An 18,220-nucleotide genomic window follows, 5' to 3' on the forward strand; every position below is an offset into this window, starting at 1 on the left:
TCATAATAACTTCCAGCACCATTCCTATATGATTCAACAACTTCATTTTTTAATGTTTCAGTATAACTTTGATTCATACCTTGCATACGTAATGCTTCAGCACCAAACTTACTATATTTGAAAATCAGTACCTCTATTGCGCTTTTGCTTACGCCAAACTGACTTGCTAACTGTCTAAGTGACCCTTCGCCTTTCTCATATATCGTGCAAATAAGTAATTTTTCTTCATAACTTAATCGTTTGTTTTTTCTCAAAATAAAATACCTCCAAGTATTAACAGTAATAATATATATTTCTTTATATTATTTCCTGTGTCTACTTTAGAGGTATCATATCAATGTGTCCTTTTTTCTTTTATATTAGTTTTCCCATCTTTTTGGTTATGTATTATAAATACATATTTATGGTATAATAATAGTGCACTATTTTTTAGTAGAGGAGATTTGTATGAAAAAAATATTACCGATTCTCGTATTGTTGCTTGTTTTTCTAGCAGGATGCGAAAAGAAAGTGTTAAATCCAAAACTACCGGATTTAACAAACAAAACAACTGAAGAAGTTAGTTCAATATTGACAGAAGCTAAGATTGCATATGAACTAATCGAAGAGAGTGATTTTGATAAACCTAATAACGTATTTATCAAATATGATACGCACAGTGTTGGAGACGAAATCAAAAAAGATGTTATCGTTAAAGTACACGTTAATTCGTATGTATTGCCAGATTTAACGGGCAAAACTGAGAGTGAAATCATTATCCTATTTGAAAAGGTAGGTAAAGATGTTGTTGTTGTGTTTGATGATCCAAACAATGACTTTGCTGATATGACTTGGGCAGGATATGATGGCGCTAATGTAGGCGATAAACTATCAGCGATTACTACAGACGAAATCAAAGTCAAAATTGCAATTAACTCATTTGTTATATTACCAGATTTAGTTGGCCTCAATAAATATCAAATCGGTCAAGCATTGAATGACGCATTGATTCAATTCAACTATGTATACATTGAAGATGATACTAAAGAAGCTGACACATTCCATAGTTTTGAAGGCTTTGAAGTGGGAGAAAAGATTGAACCAACTCAAATGGTTACGGTTAATCTATATTCCAACAGTTTCTTAAATGCAAATGAATCCTTATTCATTTCTAAGTTCTATGATAATGGCGATTTTAACAAAGCAGTTGAACTTTATAATCCAACAAATGCCGCTATTAACTTAGCAGATTATTCAATTGCGGTATTGCAAAATGGGTCAGTAGTTCCTACTTATACAATTCCATTAGATGGACAATTAGATTCACATTCAACGTTTATTATTGCACATCCAGGTGGCAACAGAGACGTTTCCAAAAAAGCTAATTTATCTACAACCTCATTGGTTTTCGACGGGAATGATGTTATTCAATTACGCTATAAGAATGGATCATATGTTGATATCGTTAACGTAATGGGTACCAGATTAGTTACGTTAACAAATGAAGTCTATGTTCGTCAAGGAGATATCAAAGCCGGTACTAGAACGTTTGACTTTAATGCATGGGATGAGTATATCGGAACGTATGTAGAACCTTTTGGAACACACCCATTCAGTGCACCTGAATCATTTGAAATCGATATGAGTTTTGCAGCAAGATCTTTTGGTGATCCACTTGGAGGATTCGCTAATGTTACTCTAGTAACAACAACCGATGGAGATACAGCAGAATTTACACCAGGCTTCTTAAGTAATGCACGTATTCGTTTCTTAGGCGTGGATACACCAGAAACGCATCCAGAAGTTCAACCAGTTGGTCTTGAGGCGAAAGCATTCACAAGAAGTTTATTAGAATCAGCAACCCAAATTTATTTACAAAATGATCCAGGTAACGCGTATAAAGACACATACGGTCGTCACATCGGATTGATTTGGGCAGATGGTCAATTGGTTAACTATTTGATCGTGAAAAATGGATTCTCCAATAACTTCTTGACTGCTGAAACTAAATTGGTTTATAACAACAGATACTTATATCGTTGGTTCCAAGACGCTGAACAATATGCTAAGGATAATAACTTAGGCGTACACGCTCTATAATGAAAGTTGTCTATAGAATATTATTCGCGTTGTTGATGGTTTTATTGTTTTGGTTTAGCTTTAATACCGCGAATAATATCGTTACAGAACGTTATATTGAAGAACATGTTGAACCAAACTTAAGGGGAGATAATCCAGATTACTTGTATTTTTACGGATCTGTTCCTCACTATAACCACAGAATTCCACTCTATTCCTTGGAAACAGAACAATACAATGTTAAGTTCTTCGAACTGATTGTAGCTGATAAAAAAGGGACGAAACTAGATGAATATGTCTATGTTATATTTCATAACAAAACCATATTTGAAACAGGAGAAAACTATCGTATCTTGATTGAAGGCGAGAAAGAACAATATGTATTCTACCCACAAGGAATGATTTATGATGTGCTTGTATTGTTAGAAGATGAACAAGTATACATCAAGAGAAGTTACATCGAATCCACACTAAACAAAGAATGGAAACTGGTAGATGGAAGTGATAATGTCTTAGTATCTTTCACACCTACATTAGATCGTCCATTCGAGTTAAAAACTGTGATTGAGTCTTACGTTCAAGCAAACGGAAAGTTGCCTAATAACGCTTTAAACGATCAAGACATCTATTTATACGACCAACCTGATTATTCGCCTTATTTAATCGTTTATTCGGTCGCATTAAGTATATTTGGAGTGGTATTTGCGTTATCCTTATTCGGATTATATCTATATGATAAACGCAAAGGTAAAAGACAACTGATGGACTATGAATCGATTCTAAACGAACGAAGAAAATCCAAACAACTATAAAAAAAGCATGTCCGAGCGACATGCTTTTTCTTTTGCGGGTAATTCAATTACTTCATTTTTTCTTTATATAAGCAACCGCAACTGATCCGATACCGGCATTCATTGCAACAATCGTTGAGATTTCTGAGATGTATGCTACTCTTACCCCAGTTAAGGCTTCAATACGTTCTTTATAATACATTGCGCGGTCTAGTGCATTTACGTGTACTAAGGCAATCATATCAATATCACTAGTTTCTTTAATCATCTTAATATGTTTCAAGATAATATTATCGGCTTTCTTAATGCCTATTGCCTTATCGTGGATAATTCCTACGCCTTCTTGGTCTATTGAAATGATTGGTTTTAGATTAATAAGTTTACCAATGAAACCTACCGATCTCTTTAATCTTCCAGAACGAATCATGTATTTAAGAGTTTTAACGGATACGAGTATTTTAGTTAGTGGTTTAAGTGCCTCAATCTTCTCGATTACTGTCTCATAATCCATGCCTTCTTTAATGAATTCCATGGCTTTATGAACAAGTAGACCTTCAGCAACACTATTTTGATGAGAATCTATAACTGTTATTTTTTTATCTTTAAATGCACTTGCGCCTTTTAACAGAGCTTGATAAGTGCCACTCATTTTTGAAGACACTGTTATTACGATGATTTCATCATAATAGGTCGTTAAATATGAGTATAAGTTATCGATTGATCTAGGATTAGGTTGACTGGATTTAGGGTACTCTTTTAACGATTTCATCAAACCATAAAACCGCTTGTTTTCAATGGTAAGCTTATCAAAATAAGTAGTCTGATTAATTAAAAGAGCAAGATTTAAGACGTGGATTTGATTGTCTTCTGCAAAGCCATCCTCTAAGTCAGCAATAGAGTCAGTCACCAAGGCTATTTTATGCTTACGGTGATTCGCAATTTCAAATTGGCGTTTCATGTCATCGACTTTTTCATCGACGATTTGACCAAAAGGTTCAACCAGTTCAAACACTTTTGCAGGATCGTTTGTGTGGATATGAATTCTAACCATAGAACTACTACCAGCCACTACCATGGAATCTCCAAGAGGGTGTAGCGTCTTCTTAATTAGATCTTTATTGATGTTATTACCCTCAATAAGAACTTCTGTACAATACCTTGTTTGATTGGCTTCAAAATGATCTACGTGCATTGGCATCTCTTCAACTGTTTTAAAAGAGATATCAACAGATTCGTCTTTTAAACCTCTGACAAATCCTTCAATAAAATGATAGAAGCCTTTTGCACCTGCGTCCACTACCTTGTTTTGTTTTAAAACAGGTAATAAGTCTTTGGTATGTTCTAGTTCTAACTTTAATCGATCAAGTGCACTCGACAGTAAACCAATAAAATCGCGTTTCTTGTCATTTAAAACCTTTAATGTTTCATGCCACATTCGCATGAGCGTAATCATGGTACCTTCAACAGGTTTCTCAATCGAAGAATACGCGCTTAGAGAGGCTTTCTCGCTTGAGTTGATAAAGGTTTCGATATCGACTTCATCTGCTCTTAAATCGCGTGAAAAACCATCCAAGTAGGATGCGAATATGATTCCTGAGTTACCTCGTGCGCCAACAATGGCTGCGTTCGTAATGCTTTTTAATGTTTCTGTTAAAGTTGGTTTAAGGCTAGATTTTAAAAGAATGCTTTTCATCAATGAAGATAGGTTTGACCCCGTATCTCCATCCGCAACCGGAAAGACATTAATGGCATTTAGTTCATCTTTTTCTGTGATTACATATTTAGCACCTACTACGAAACAACGGTAAAGGTGCTCATTGGATAATGTGTTTTGCATAGAAACCTCTATTTGATTAGATTATAGATTAAATAGGTTATCGTGGAAGTGGAAAATCCTAGAAATGAACCCCAAGCCAAATCAATGATTGTGATGCTTAAAGGCCAGTCTTTCATTGTAGCCAGATTAGTTAAGTCATAAGTAGCATAAGTGACTAAACCAAAGAATAGTCCTAACAACATAACTTTACCTAATGAATCCGCATCTAAACTTGGCTGGATAACAAATACGACAAGTCCTGCTATGAAGAGTACGTAGAAGATGATCGCAGCAGCCCAGTTAACATCGTTTTTAAGTAAAAATCCAATTTGGTTTTGATAGAGCTTCCTAGCAATTAAACTTAACCAAATCAAATCAACAACTAGAAATACCGTAAATGCAATTCCATAAAGCTTCAAAAATGTTCCCATAATAATTCTCTCCTTTCATTTAATGATTCGTAAAGTATATTCAAACTTAATGTTATTAGCAATCATCTATATTATAATATGAATAAGCAACATGGTGCATCATCATGCACCTAATAATTCGAACACCAGACAAAATTAGGAGATAATCTATGAATAAGTTAAGAATTAAGATGATTCAAGAAGGAACCAGCAATAGAAATGGCAAATATGTCATCTATTATATGCAACAATCTCAACGAATTCATTACAATCATGCCTTGAAATATGCCATTGATACCGCCAATCAAAAAGGCTTACCAGTGATGATCATTTTTGCCCTTCAAGCATACCCTGAAGCAAACATAAGATCATATACTTTTATGCTTGAAGGACTAAAAGATGTCTATAGATGGGCAGGTAAACTCAATTTGAATATGATAATCAAGGTTGGAAAACCTAGAGAAGTTATTGAACCATATTTAAGTAATGCATACACGCTTGTTATGGAAAAAGGTTATTTAAAACCTCAAGAAGCTATGAGAAGAGAACTTCTATTAAAAGCTAAAGATTATAGTCTAGATATTATTGAGATTGATACAGACTTGATTGTACCGGTTGAGGTTGCATCCAACAAGGTAGAATATGGGGCTTATACAATAAGGCCCAAACTTAATAAGTTGTATGATGATTTCAATGATTTTGACAAGTTACCGGATATCAAGAATAAAACGAATCTGAATCTATCATCTGATGTAGACATTTTTGATATCAATCAAACACTGAACACACTAAAGATTGAAGATACCCTATCTGCGAGTCCACTTTATAAAGGTGGCTATATTGAAGCCCAAAAGAAACTTTTTGATTTCATTAATTCAAAGATCAATCACTATGAGGAATCAAGTGACCCTTCAACAGACTACACCTCTTTAATGTCAATGTACTTACATTTTGGACAAATCAGCAGTTTAGAAATTCTTAATCAATTAGAACTAGCACTCAGTCAAAATAGAATCAAAGAAGAAGCGTTTCTAGCATTTAAAGAACAACTATTCATTAGAAGAGAACTTGCCTTCAATTATGTATTTTATAATCCAAGATATGATGATTTTTATGGAATGACAGAACCCTGGGCATATGAAACAATCGATGCACATAAAAAGGACGATAGACCTTATCTTTATGAAGAGAGAGACTATTTAAATTACCAAACACATGATCCGTATTTCAATGCTGCGATGAAAGAAATGGTTGAAACAGGCTACATGCATAATTATATGAGAATGTACTGGGCTAAGAAAATCATTGAATGGTCAAAAACACACGAAGAAGCTTATAAAACCATTCTAAAACTTAATAATAGATACTTCATTGATGGTAGAGACCCAAATAGTTATGCTGGTGTCGCCTGGTGTTTTGGAAAACACGATAGAGCTTGGACTGAAAGACCTATTTTTGGGAAACTAAGGTATATGAATGACAAAGGGTTAGAAAGAAAATTTGACATGCAAGGATACATTAATAAAGTGACTTACAGATAACGTAAAAGCACTAAAGGAAGCCCTTTAGTGCTGTTTTTGTCTATAAAAAAAGGATGAAGACTTTCGTCAACATCCTTAAAAACTATAGATTACTTTTTACGTGGGTTTTTGATTTGAGCATGTGCAGCAGCTAGACGTGCGATTGGCACTCTAAATGGTGAACATGAAACATAATCTAGACCGATTGCATGACAGAATTCAACGGATTGAGGATCTCCACCATGTTCTCCACAAATACCAGTCTTGATGTTTGGACGAGTTTGGTTACCTAAGTCAACGCCCATCTTCATAAGTTTACCAACACCCTTTTGGTCGATGTGAGCAAATGGATCTGATTCGTAAATCTTAGTCTTATAGTAGTCAGGTAAGAACTTACCAGCATCATCACGGCTGAAGCCGAATGTCATTTGTGTTAAGTCGTTAGTACCGAATGAGAAGAATTCAGCTTCTTTAGCGATTTCATCAGCTAAGATTGCAGCTCTTGGGATTTCGATCATTGTACCTACTAAGTACTTGATGTCTAATCCAGATTCTTTGATTAGTTTGTCAGCAGTTTGAACTACAATCTTCTTAACGAAGTTGAATTCTCTTACTTCACCAACTAATGGAATCATGATTTCAGGTACAACAGTTAACCCTTCTTTAGTTACTTGGATAGCGGCTTCGATAACGGCTCTAGTTTGCATTTCTGCAATTTCTGGATAAGTTACTGAAAGTCTAACACCACGGTGACCTAACATTGGGTTAGTTTCGTGTAAGTCTTCGATAGTTCTCTTAAGATCTTCGAAAGAAAGTTTCATTTCTTTAGCTAATTCTTGGATTTCTTCATCTGTATGAGGAACGAATTCATGTAGAGGTGGGTCTAAGTATCTAACAGTTACGGCATACCCTTCCATTTCCTTATAGAGCTTAACGAAGTCTTCTCTTTGCATAGGTAATAACTTAGCAAGTGCAGCTTGTCTTTCTACTAAGTTTTTAGCAACGATCATTTCGCGAATTGCTTTAATACGTGATGCTTCAAAGAACATATGTTCAGTACGGCATAGACCGATACCTTCAGCACCGAATTCTCTTGCTTGGTGAGCATCTCTTGGTGTGTCAGCATTAGTTCTAACTTTTAATACTCTGATTTCGTCAGCCCATTGCATTAATGTAGCGAAGTCACCAGAAACAGTTGCTTCAACAGTTGCAATCTTTTCACCATAAACATAACCAGTTGATCCATCGATTGAGATGTAATCACCTTCGTTAAACTTATGACCATTAACCGTGAAGAATTTACCTGCTTCATTAACTTTAACTTCACCAGCACCAGCAACACAGCATGTACCCATACCGCGTGCAACAACGGCAGCGTGTGATGTCATACCACCACGAGCAGTTAAGATACCAGCAGAAACAACCATACCTTCGATGTCTTCAGGAGAAGTTTCTTGTCTAACTAGAACAACAGGAAGTTTATCTTGTTTAACTAGTTCAGAAGCTCTTTCAGCTGTGAAAACAACTCTACCATAAGCAGCACCTGGTGATGCAGCTAAACCTTGAGTTACAGGTTTTGCAGCTTTTAATGCTTTAGGATCGAATGTTGGGTGCAGTAATGAGTCTAATTGTGCAGGTTCTACTTTTAGAATAGCTTCTTCCTTAGTTAATAAACCTTCATTAACTAGGTCAATTGCTAATTTAACAGCAGCTTGTGCAGTTCTCTTACCATTACGAGTTTGTAACATGTATAATTTACCTTTTTCAATGGTAAATTCCATATCTTGCATGTCTCTGTAGTGTTTTTCTAGTTTTTTAGAAATATCATGGAATTCGTTATAAAGTGCTTCATTGTCTAACTTTAATTCGGAAATTGGTTTTGGTGTACGAATACCAGCTACAACGTCTTCACCTTGTGCATTAAATAGGTATTCTCCATATAACACGTCTTCACCAGTAGCTGGGTTTCTTGAGAAAGCAACCCCTGTTCCTGAATCTTGACCCATGTTACCAAATACCATTCCTTGAACGTTTACAGCTGTTCCCCATTCATAAGGAATGTGGTTTAACATACGGTATGTATTCGCTCTTGGGTTGTCCCATGATCTGAATACAGCTGTAATAGCATCAATTAATTGTACTTTTGGATCTTGTGGGAATGGTTCGCCCTTTAATTCTTCATATTTGACTTTGAATTGTCTAACCAATTCTTTAAGGTCGTTAGCATCTAGATCTGTGTCTAAATGAACCCCTTTAGCTTCTTTCATTGCCTCTAGAAGATGTTCGAAATTTGCTTTGTCGATTTCCATTACAACATCGGCGAACATTTGGATAAATCTTCTATAGGAGTCATAAGCAAAACGTGGGTTATCAGTTAGTTTTGCTAAGCCTTCTACGGCTTGATCCGTTAAACCTAGGTTTAGGATCGTGTCCATCATACCTGGCATTGAGGCTCTAGCGCCTGAACGTACAGATACTAGGAATGGGTTTTGGCTGTCGCCGAATTTTTTACCGAATTCTTTTTCAGTAGCTGCTAAAGCTTCGAAAATTTGATCGACAACATCTTGTGTGATTACTTTACCGTCATGGTAGTATTTGTTACAAGCTTCTGTTGTAACAGTGAATCCTTGAGGAACTGGTAAGCCTAAGCTTGACATTTCTGCAAGGTTTGCACCTTTACCACCAAGTAGGTTTTTCATGCTTGCTTGTCCTTCTTTGAACAAATATACGTACTTAGTCATTGTATCTTCCTTTCTAACGATTTTCATACATACTAATTATAGCAACAAATTTCTGAAAATACAACGATTAACGCACGCATGTGCGCTAATGCGTACGAGATTGTACTTTAATATAGGATATTATTTATGGTATACTATTATAAGGCACCCCAGTATAATATGCCTTACTTAAGTAGAAAGGGTGAAACAATTAATGAATTATCAATCCGTTTTAACGAAGATAATCAACTACAAAACCATCATTATTCACAGACACTCAAAACCAGACTTCGATGCCATTGGCTCTCAAGTCGGATTAAAGGAAATCATTCTTGAAAATTTCCCCAATAAAAATGTCTATGTAGTAGGAGATTCTAATCGTTTTGATAAAGATAAGGACATGCAAGAAATTGAAGATTCAGTTTACGAAAATGCCTTAGTCTTTATCGTAGATGTCGCAGTAAAACAAATGGTTTCAGATGATAGATATAAGCTTGCCAAAGAAGTAATCGTTATTGACCATCATAAAAATGAATGTGACATAGAAGAAGCTACACTGGTTATTAGTGATTCAAGCTTCTCAGCCTGTGCTGAATTAATCACAGATTTAGCATTAGAATTGAACTTAAAGATTAACGAAAGAGCCGCATCGTTTTTATATGCTGGAATTGTAACAGACACTGGAAGATTTCAGTGGATGCATGAACCAGAAAGAGTGTTTCTAGTGGCTTCTATCCTAACAAGTTTAGGTGCAAAAACTACAGAACTTTACGATTTCTTATACGTAGAAACACTTGAAAATAAGAAGCAAAAGACATTCTTTCAAAATAGATTTGTTTATGAAGATGGCGTTGCTTATCTAAAGAACGATCAGGATGTATTTGAACTATTTAACATCGATGTCTTCTCAGTATCTAGAGGTATGGTTAATTTAGCTGCTGGAATTGAAGAAATCAAAATATGGTTGAACTTCACTTTTGATAAAGAACGTAATATCATCATTGGGGAATTTAGATCAAGAGAAATCAAAATTGTAGATATCGCTAAGAAGTATGGCGGTGGGGGACATGAACAAGCCTGCGGAGCAAGCTTGAAATCATGGGAAGAAGTAGATGAAGTCATCAAAGACTATAAGGCATTATTAAAGGAGAATAAGTAACATGATTAACCCAATTATTATTAAAAAGATTAAAGCATACGACCGCATTATCATTCATGGTCACCAAAGACCAGATGGAGACTGCTATGGTGCTCAGTTTGGTCTAAAAGACATTATCAAAAACTCATTTCCAGAAAAGGAAGTTTACGTAGTTGGTGAAACTTCTGATTTCGTAAGTTTTGTAGGAACACCTGATAGTATTGAAGACGCACTTTATGAAGGCGCATTATCGATTGTTGTGGATACTGCAACCGAAGAAAGAATCTCTGATAAACGATATAAACTAGGAAAAGAAGTCATTAAAATTGACCACCATATTCCAGTTAATGATTACGGCGATTACCGTTGGGTAGACACAAACTATCCTTCCTGTGCACAAATGATTGCACACTTTTATTTAAACTATAAAAAAGAATTAAAACTTGGTTATGAAGGTGCACTTGCGATGTATACAGGTATACTTACAGATACTGGAAGATTCCGTTTTAGAGGCGTTTCCAAACAAACACATGAGATTGCAGGTATGTTATTAACTAAGGGTGTTGACGTAGAGTTTGTTGATGGAAAACTATCCGTTGAGACTTTACAAATGACTCGCTTAAAAGGCTATATCTTATCTCATTTTGTTACAACAGAAAAAGGGTTTATCTATGTGACATTAACCAGAGACGTTATTGAATCATTTGGGGTTACAGATGAACAAGCGGCTTCAATGGTTTCTGTGATTGCAGGAATTGAAGGTTATCCAGTATGGGCAATTATTCTAGAGTACCCTAACGATGAAATTCGTATTAGATTACGCTCAAGAGGACCAGTGATTTCTACACTAGCTAATGAATTTGGCGGTGGTGGTCATGCGAAAGCATCCGGTTGTAAATTAAACAGTTGGGATGAATTGGAATTGTTCAAAAAACGCGTTGGCGATGTATTAGACGCTTATAACGGGTAATTATATGGAAATCAGAGAGGTATGTGAAAGAATTGTTGTCACAGAACCGCTTCAGACTTTAGACCATATTGAAAGAAGTATTATTAAGACATACCGTAAAGATATTTGGGCAAAGTTTATCAAAGCTGTCAAAGATTACAAACTCATTGAAGAGAATGATAAAGTAGCAGTCGGTATTAGTGGCGGAAAAGACTCACTATTACTAGCAAAACTAGTCCAAGAATTACATAAACACAGTATTGTTAAATTTGATGTGGTTTACTTAGCGATGGACCCAGGATTTAATGAAGTTAACTTAGAATTGCTAAAGACTAATTGTAAGTATTTAGACATCCCAGTGGTTATCAAAAAATCCAACGTCTTCGCTGTTGCAGGTAAAATCGCATCTGATAATCCTTGTTACATGTGTGCTAGAATGCGTAGAGGATTCTTGTACAACGCAGCTCAAGAACTGGGCTGTAATAAACTAGCTTTAGGTCATCATTTTGATGACGTTATTGAAACCACAATGTTAAACGTTTTATATGGTGGCCAGTTTAAAACAATGGTCCCAAAAATCACAGCTGACAACTTTGAAAACATTGAGCTAATCAGACCAATGTTTTACATCAAAGAAGCCGACATCATCAGATTTACCACCTCTAATGGTATACAATCTATGAACTGTGGTTGTACCGTAGTTGCAAGCAGAACTTCTTCCAAAAGAAGAGAGATCAAAAACCTAATTGCAGACTTGAGAAAGGTTCATCCGGAAGTGGATCAATCGATTTTTAAAGCATCTGAGAATGTAAACATCAATGCTGTACTAGGTTGTCAGTATGAGGATAGAAAGTATGACTTTAACGATATATATGAAGAAAGGAATAAAAAGAAATGACACCATTCGATATTGAATTACAAGTATTTCAAAGTGGAGATTTTTGGATGAGAATCATGTTGCCACTTGCAATTTCTGTATTTTATAGTTTTCTAATTGGATTAGAAAGACAAAACATCGGTAAATCAGCAGGGATTTCTGCACATATTCTAATTGCTGTTTCTACCACAATGCTGGGGATCGTCCAATTATTTATGTATGAACATCAAGGCGGAAATTCGGCTGCAGATAACCAAAGACTCATCGCACAAGTATTGCCGGGCGTTGGGTTCATCGGGGCTGGGGTAATTATGAAAGGCCAAAAAAACATTATTGGTTTAACTACTGCGGCAACCATTTGGGCAACCGCAATGATGGGATTAGTTGCTGGTAGTGGATACATCTTAACATCACTCATTTTTGGCGGATTCTTAGTGTTATTCATCTATACTAGAGATTTGAAACGTGGAATTAACCCGTTCATTCCCCATGTTCATCATGATTTCTTAGATGAAGAAGAAGCGAATGCAGATGACATTAGACGTCACGCATAATATCTATATTAAATACTAGAAACGTAGGCGACTACGTTTTTGTTTTTTTTAACTATGTTAAATGATATAATTGAAGTTAGGATGTGATTCTATGATACTAGATACAATCGCTGCGATTGCGACCCCATTTGGGACAGCAGGAATCGCTGTTATAAGAGTAAGTGGCAGTGATGCCATCGAGAAAGTAAACCTTATTTTCAAAGGTAGAAACCTTAACAAAGTTAAAAGCCACACAGTGGTTTATGGACATATTATTGATCAGTCATCTAAAGTAATTGATGAAGTTTTAGTGACAATCTTAAAAGGACCTAAAACATTTACAGCTGAAGATACTGTAGAAATCTCCTGTCACGGTGGAATTCTAGTGACACAAAAAGTTTTAGAAAGAGTACTAGAAACCGGGATTAAACTTGCAGAACCTGGCGAGTTTTCTAAGCGTGCTTTTGTTAATGGAAGAATTGATTTAACTCAAGCAGAAGCCATTATGGATTTGATTCATGCTAAGAACGAAAATGCGATGAAACTGGCATTATCCGGTCTTAGTGGTAACATAAAAAAAGGCATTGAAGCCACTAGAGAAACGGTGCTAAACTTAGTTGCAAAAATCGAGGTTAATATCGATTATCCAGAATATGATGATGCACAGGTGATGGGCAATGAAGTCATCAAACCTGAAGTCATAAAAATTAAAGATCAACTACATACGCTACTAGAAGATGCAGACAAAGGTAAGATTATCCGTGAAGGTGTAAGAACTGCCATTGTTGGTAAACCTAACGTCGGAAAGAGCAGTTTACTTAATGCGTTATTAAACGAGGAACGAGCCATCGTTACAGACATCGAAGGGACAACCAGAGATACGATTGAAGCTTACATCAATATAGGTGGGATCACCTTAATTCTAGTGGATACAGCCGGCATTAGAGAAACCAAAGATGTGGTTGAAAAAATCGGTGTAGACCGTTCAAAAAAAGCCATTGAATCTGCGGAACTGGTGATCTTGGTTTTGGATCAAAGTAGAAAATTATCTAAAGAAGATGAACTGTTGCTTGAACAGACCAAAAACAAGAAGAGAATTATCGTTGGCAATAAAAATGACTTAGAGCGAGTACTGGATTTAGAAGGTATTCACCTATTAAGGTTATCAACCTTGACCAAAGAAGGTTTGAAGGATTTAGAAAAAGAAATCATCCATGTGCTAGGAATGAGCGACATTAAAGACAAGGATTTCAATATCCTATCAAATGTAAGACATATAGCCAAAATCAAAGACACCATCGAAGCTTTACAAGCTGTCATTGATGGCATAGAACTGGATATGCCAATCGATATTGTCGAGATAGATTTAAAGAAGGCTTGGCAATATCTAGGAGAGATTACTGGAGATTATCATCCTGAAGATTTAATCAGTGAACTATTCTCTAAATTTTGTTTAGGAAAGTAAAAAAAGCATATCATATATGATATAATACATTAGCAAAGGAGTGTGTGCGATGTCCTATCAAGCTTTATACAGAACTTATAGACCAAGAAACTTTTCAGAAGTAGCAGGTCAAGAAGTCATTGTTAAAACCCTACAAAATGCATTATTACACGATAAAATTGCACATGCCTATTTATTCAGTGGTCCAAGAGGAACAGGGAAGACTAGTATCGCAAAGATACTTGCTAAAGCAGTTAACTGTGAACACGCACCAGTCAAGGATGCTTGTGGCGAATGTGCTACTTGTTCAGCCATTCAATCAGGCGTTATCTCTGACGTAGTTGAAATCGATGCTGCATCAAATAATGGTGTGGATGAAATTAGAGATTTAAGAGAAAAAGTCAAATACCTTCCATCGATGGCAAAGTATAAAGTCTATATCATCGATGAAGTTCATATGTTATCAACTGGGGCTTTCAACGCCTTATTAAAGACGCTAGAAGAACCACCTAAACACGTTATTTTTATTCTCGCAACCACAGAACCCAATAAGATTCCTGCGACCATCTTATCAAGATGTCAACGTTTTGATTTTAGAGGGATTTCTCCAAAAGACATCGAAAAAAAATTACATGCAATTAAGGAATTAGAACAAGTCAAAATTACAGACCAAGCGATTACTGAAATCGCCAGATATGCCGAGGGTGGACTTAGAGATGCCCTTAGCCTATTAGACCAAGCCATCTCATTTTCAGATGATTTAGTCACCGAAGAAGACGTATATGCGGTCAGCGGTTCAGTATCCAAAACAAACCTGATGAGATTGCTTGATTTCATATACAAAAAAGAGACAACCGAAGCATTCGCGTTACTAAACGAAATGATTGAAGATGGAAAAGAAGTCTCAAAAATTGTTTCGGATTTAATCTCAACTTTAAGAGACTTACTCATCGAAAAGAATGTCGTCTTTGATTCAGAAAGACCAACCAAATACTTAGAAGAATTATCAAAACAATATTCAAACGACCGAATTTATTTCTATCTAGATGTATTAAACGGAACGCAAAACGATATTAAGTGGAGTAATCAAAAACGCGCTTATTTGGAGCTTGCGATTGTTAAGATGATTGACCATAAGCAAATAGATCGTATCGATTATCATGATAGCATTGAAGTTCTTAACAAACGAATTAGTGGTCTTGAATTTGAACTGTCTAAGATCAAATCTAATCCACCTCAAATCATAAAATCAAAAGATAAAGAAGTTTCAACCGATAGTCAAGTTCTTGAAAAAGAAACTTCAAGGGAACAAAAGCCGCTTGTATCCGTTACAGACATTGAACGCATTTTAAATAACGGAGATGTTGAAAAGAAGAACTTGATGTTGAAAGGCTGGGATCGATTGCCACAAATCAAAGATCCACGCTTAGAGACAACTGCGATGTTACTTCATGAAGCTAAATTGGTTGCAGCAACCAACAGAGAGATTCTGTTAGTTTATCCAAACAAAATTAACTGCAGATTGATGTTAAAACAACAAACGAAGAAACTTGTGTTTGATATATTAAATGCGAAATCAAAGTTAATTGATGATTTTGTGTGTATAGATGAAGCCTCATGGAATATCTTGTTTGATTCGTTTATTAAACAATGGAAATCTGGTAATAAGAAACCTACCTTACCAAAACTTGATTTAGAATTATACCAAGAAGACGAAGACACCTGGCAACCAGGATCGGTTGCACTAGCCATTGATTTCTTTGGCAAAGATAAAGTTATGATAAAGGAGTAATAGACATGAACCAAAATATGATTAGAAAATTACAAAAACTTCAAAAGGAAATGCAAGAAACCCAAGAAAGACTTCAAATGACAGAATTTGAAGGTCAAGCAAGTGGGGTAAAAGTGATTATGTTAGGATCACACCAAATTGTAGACATCAAATTAGACAAAGAACTACTTGAAGACATTGAAATGCTACAAGATGCGATTGTTGCAGCTGTTAATAATGCTGTTGCTGTGGTTGATAAAACCACTTCTGAAGAAATGGGAAGATTCACATCTGGAATGGGTATGGGATTCTAAATGAAGTATCCAGACAGTTTTTTAAAACTGGTAGAAGATTTTAAAAAATTCCCTGGTATTGGAAAGAAAAGCGCTGAACGATTGGCATTGTTTGTCATTAGTCAAATGGATAAAGAAGTCGTCAGTGAGTTCTCTAACCATCTAGTTTCAGCCAAAAACAACATTTCTCACTGCCCTATTTGTGGTGTATTGATGGAAGAACATTGTAGTATATGTGAAGATGAAAACCGCGACGATGATACGATTATGGTCGTATCAGATGAACGAGATGTCTTCGTATTAGAACGAAACCATTTGTTCCATGGAAAATACCACGTCTTAGGGGGATCGATTGATTTTTCAAGAGGCATTAGCGCTGAGGATCTCAACATCGACTCTTTATTCAAACGTCTTGATGGCGTAAAAGAAGTTATATTGTCATTATCTGGTACTGTAGAAGGTGAGTTAACCGCGCAGTACATCAAGGAACTGTTAAAACAGTATCCAGTGTTAGTATCTCGCATTGCTTACGGTATACCCGTTGGCGCAGACTTGAGCTACGCCGATGATCAAACGCTTGAAAGAGCGCTTAACAATAGACTTAAGTATGAATAGGAGTTGATTTTATGGAATTTCTAGAAACAATTTGGACGTTTATCAAAGGCCTAATTGGAGATTTTGACACCTTCTTAAAAGATCTTGTTAATTTTGATCAACTAGCCATCGATTTCTACAACAACGTGATTGCACCATTTCCAGAATGGGTCAAGATTTTAGGTGCCCTAGGGGTTGTGATTGTGTTGGTGTTTGGTATTTTATCGATTGCCAAGAAAATGATGAAGCTACTAATTGTAATTGTGATTATCCTCGCAATTGTTGTTCTAGGTAGAATGTTCTTAGCGGCATGACAATAGAGATAATTACAGATAACGACAAGGAGACCTTTCAAGTAGAACACACCTTCTCACCTGGAAAAATCACTTATAAGGATCCTAATGTGGATGCTTTAGTTAGCATTCATTATCGATTGAATGAAGTTTTAATTAGACGAGAAGGCGAGATTGAATCTCAAGAACCCTTCATGCTAAATGTTCCAACAATGGGGTATTATCGACAAGATGGTATTACCTTCAAAACCATTATTAAAACAAAGAAACTTCAAATTAGTCCAGAAAGCATTAAAATAGTGTACGAACACAACATAGAAGGCGTTATTACGAGTAAAACCCTTACTTTTACATTATTTATTTAAAAGTCTTGCAAAAAAGGGCACTATCGTATACAATAATATAGTATTTTAGGAGGAAACTATGGCTAAACAATCTTATGTAAATAAATCCATGGTTGAAATTGCTGAAGAAATCATTAGATCAGAAGGCAAAAAGAACATCTACGATTTAATGGATCAAGTTGTGGCATTAAAAGAAATGACCACAGAAGATTCTGAAAAAATGGCACAATTTTATATTGATATGACTTTATCAGCAAAATTCGTTTTTTGCGGTAATGATGAATGGGATTTAAAAGAAAATAACTTAGAACTTTGGGATAAAGACGGTTCTTACTTCAATACTACTGAAGACATTGAAGAAGAAGAGGAAGATACATTAACTGTAGAAGACTACTATATTCCTGAAGAAGATGAAGAACTTGAACTTGATGAAGACGAAGAAGAATCTGACGAAGAGGAAGATGACATCATCATTATCGATGAAGATGAATTAATCTTAACCGATGATGAAGAAGTAATTAAACCTTCTAAAGTTAAGTATATTGATGAAGATGACGACGACTTAGACTTCGACGACGATGATTACAATGAAATCATGGACGATTACGAAGATATGTACGATAAATAATCTTCGTATTGATTCAGAAAAACTTATTTGATATAATTAAC

18 protein-coding genes are annotated in these 18,220 nt (G+C 35.6%); 14 read left to right on the top strand and 4 right to left on the bottom strand.

Features of this window, described 5'->3' with window-relative positions; translation table 11 throughout:
• The coding region (locus tag JN09_RS02140) for a helix-turn-helix domain-containing protein (protein WP_204432166.1) at positions 1-254 on the bottom strand (254 nt) is incomplete at its 3' end.
• A gap of 193 nt (positions 255-447) precedes the next feature.
• Here JN09_RS02140 and JN09_RS02145 point away from each other — a divergent pair.
• Positions 448-2,079: a lamin tail domain-containing protein gene (locus JN09_RS02145; RefSeq protein ID WP_204432169.1), complete on the top strand. Its 1,632-nt coding sequence runs from the start codon at positions 448-450 to the stop codon at positions 2,077-2,079.
• Positions 2,079-2,870 carry a hypothetical protein gene (locus JN09_RS02150; protein WP_204432170.1) on the top strand — a complete coding sequence of 264 codons (792 nt, stop codon included), beginning with the start codon at positions 2,079-2,081 and terminating at the stop codon, positions 2,868-2,870. Before JN09_RS02145 ends, JN09_RS02150 begins: the two co-directional genes overlap by 1 nt.
• A 52-nt stretch (positions 2,871-2,922) precedes the next feature.
• Here the strand turns inward: JN09_RS02150 and JN09_RS02155 are convergent, their stop codons facing one another.
• Entirely contained in the window at positions 2,923-4,686 is a 1,764-nt protein-coding gene (locus JN09_RS02155) for a DAK2 domain-containing protein (protein WP_204432171.1), read from the bottom strand.
• Between the two features lie 8 nt (positions 4,687-4,694).
• Positions 4,695-5,096, bottom strand: a complete 402-nt coding sequence (locus tag JN09_RS02160) for a DUF2177 family protein (protein ID WP_204432172.1) — start codon at positions 5,094-5,096, stop codon at positions 4,695-4,697.
• Positions 5,097-5,245: 149 nt separating this feature from the next.
• On the opposite strand from JN09_RS02160, the gene JN09_RS02165 reads away from it, so the two are divergent.
• The gene (locus JN09_RS02165; protein WP_204432174.1) at positions 5,246-6,616 is read left to right on the top strand and encodes a deoxyribodipyrimidine photo-lyase; all 1,371 of its coding nucleotides are present in this window, start codon (positions 5,246-5,248) and stop codon (positions 6,614-6,616) included.
• Positions 6,617-6,705: 89 nt separating this feature from the next.
• On the opposite strand, the gene ppdK is transcribed toward JN09_RS02165, so the two are convergent.
• Positions 6,706-9,336, bottom strand: coding sequence for a pyruvate, phosphate dikinase (gene ppdK / locus JN09_RS02170; RefSeq protein WP_204432381.1), 2,631 nt, complete (start codon positions 9,334-9,336; stop codon positions 6,706-6,708).
• Positions 9,337-9,529: 193 nt separating this feature from the next.
• On the opposite strand from ppdK, the gene JN09_RS02175 reads away from it, so the two are divergent.
• From JN09_RS02175 to rpoE, 11 genes are all read left to right on the top strand, one after another.
• Positions 9,530-10,474 carry a DHH family phosphoesterase gene (locus tag JN09_RS02175; protein WP_204432175.1) on the top strand — a complete coding sequence of 315 codons (945 nt, stop codon included), beginning with the start codon at positions 9,530-9,532 and terminating at the stop codon, positions 10,472-10,474.
• A gap of 1 nt (position 10,475) precedes the next feature.
• Positions 10,476-11,423: a DHH family phosphoesterase gene (locus JN09_RS02180; protein ID WP_204432176.1), complete on the top strand. Its 948-nt coding sequence runs from the start codon at positions 10,476-10,478 to the stop codon at positions 11,421-11,423.
• A 4-nt stretch (positions 11,424-11,427) separates the two neighbouring features.
• Positions 11,428-12,300: a tRNA 2-thiocytidine biosynthesis TtcA family protein gene (locus JN09_RS02185; RefSeq protein WP_204432177.1), complete on the top strand. Its 873-nt coding sequence runs from the start codon at positions 11,428-11,430 to the stop codon at positions 12,298-12,300.
• The gene (locus tag JN09_RS02190; RefSeq protein WP_204432179.1) at positions 12,297-12,833 is read left to right on the top strand and encodes an MgtC/SapB family protein; all 537 of its coding nucleotides are present in this window, start codon (positions 12,297-12,299) and stop codon (positions 12,831-12,833) included. Before JN09_RS02185 ends, JN09_RS02190 begins: the two co-directional genes overlap by 4 nt.
• Positions 12,834-12,924: 91 nt before the next feature.
• A complete protein-coding gene (gene mnmE / locus JN09_RS02195) occupies positions 12,925-14,277 on the top strand; it encodes a tRNA uridine-5-carboxymethylaminomethyl(34) synthesis GTPase MnmE (protein WP_204432180.1) in 1,353 nt (450 codons plus the stop codon).
• A gap of 49 nt (positions 14,278-14,326) precedes the next feature.
• Positions 14,327-16,048, top strand: coding sequence for a DNA polymerase III subunit gamma/tau (gene dnaX / locus JN09_RS02200; protein WP_204432181.1), 1,722 nt, complete (start codon positions 14,327-14,329; stop codon positions 16,046-16,048).
• A 5-nt stretch (positions 16,049-16,053) separates the two neighbouring features.
• Positions 16,054-16,341 (top strand): YbaB/EbfC family nucleoid-associated protein, encoded by a 288-nt coding sequence (locus JN09_RS02205; protein ID WP_204432185.1) that lies wholly within the window; start codon positions 16,054-16,056, stop codon positions 16,339-16,341.
• Positions 16,342-16,935 (top strand): recombination mediator RecR, encoded by a 594-nt coding sequence (gene recR, locus JN09_RS02210; protein WP_204432187.1) that lies wholly within the window; start codon positions 16,342-16,344, stop codon positions 16,933-16,935.
• 11 nt (positions 16,936-16,946) lie between these two features.
• Positions 16,947-17,228, top strand: coding sequence for a hypothetical protein (locus JN09_RS02215; RefSeq protein ID WP_204432188.1), 282 nt, complete (start codon positions 16,947-16,949; stop codon positions 17,226-17,228).
• Positions 17,225-17,572 carry a DUF1934 family protein gene (locus JN09_RS02220; RefSeq protein WP_204432189.1) on the top strand — a complete coding sequence of 116 codons (348 nt, stop codon included), beginning with the start codon at positions 17,225-17,227 and terminating at the stop codon, positions 17,570-17,572. Before JN09_RS02215 ends, JN09_RS02220 begins: the two co-directional genes overlap by 4 nt.
• A 58-nt stretch (positions 17,573-17,630) precedes the next feature.
• Positions 17,631-18,179, top strand: a complete 549-nt coding sequence (gene rpoE, locus JN09_RS02225; protein WP_204432190.1) for a DNA-directed RNA polymerase subunit delta — start codon at positions 17,631-17,633, stop codon at positions 18,177-18,179.
• Positions 18,180-18,220: the final 41 nt, after the last annotated feature.

The organism is Paracholeplasma morum (genome assembly GCF_016907055.1).
GTDB classification, from domain to species: domain Bacteria; phylum Bacillota_I; class Bacilli_A; order Acholeplasmatales; family UBA5453; genus Paracholeplasma; species Paracholeplasma morum.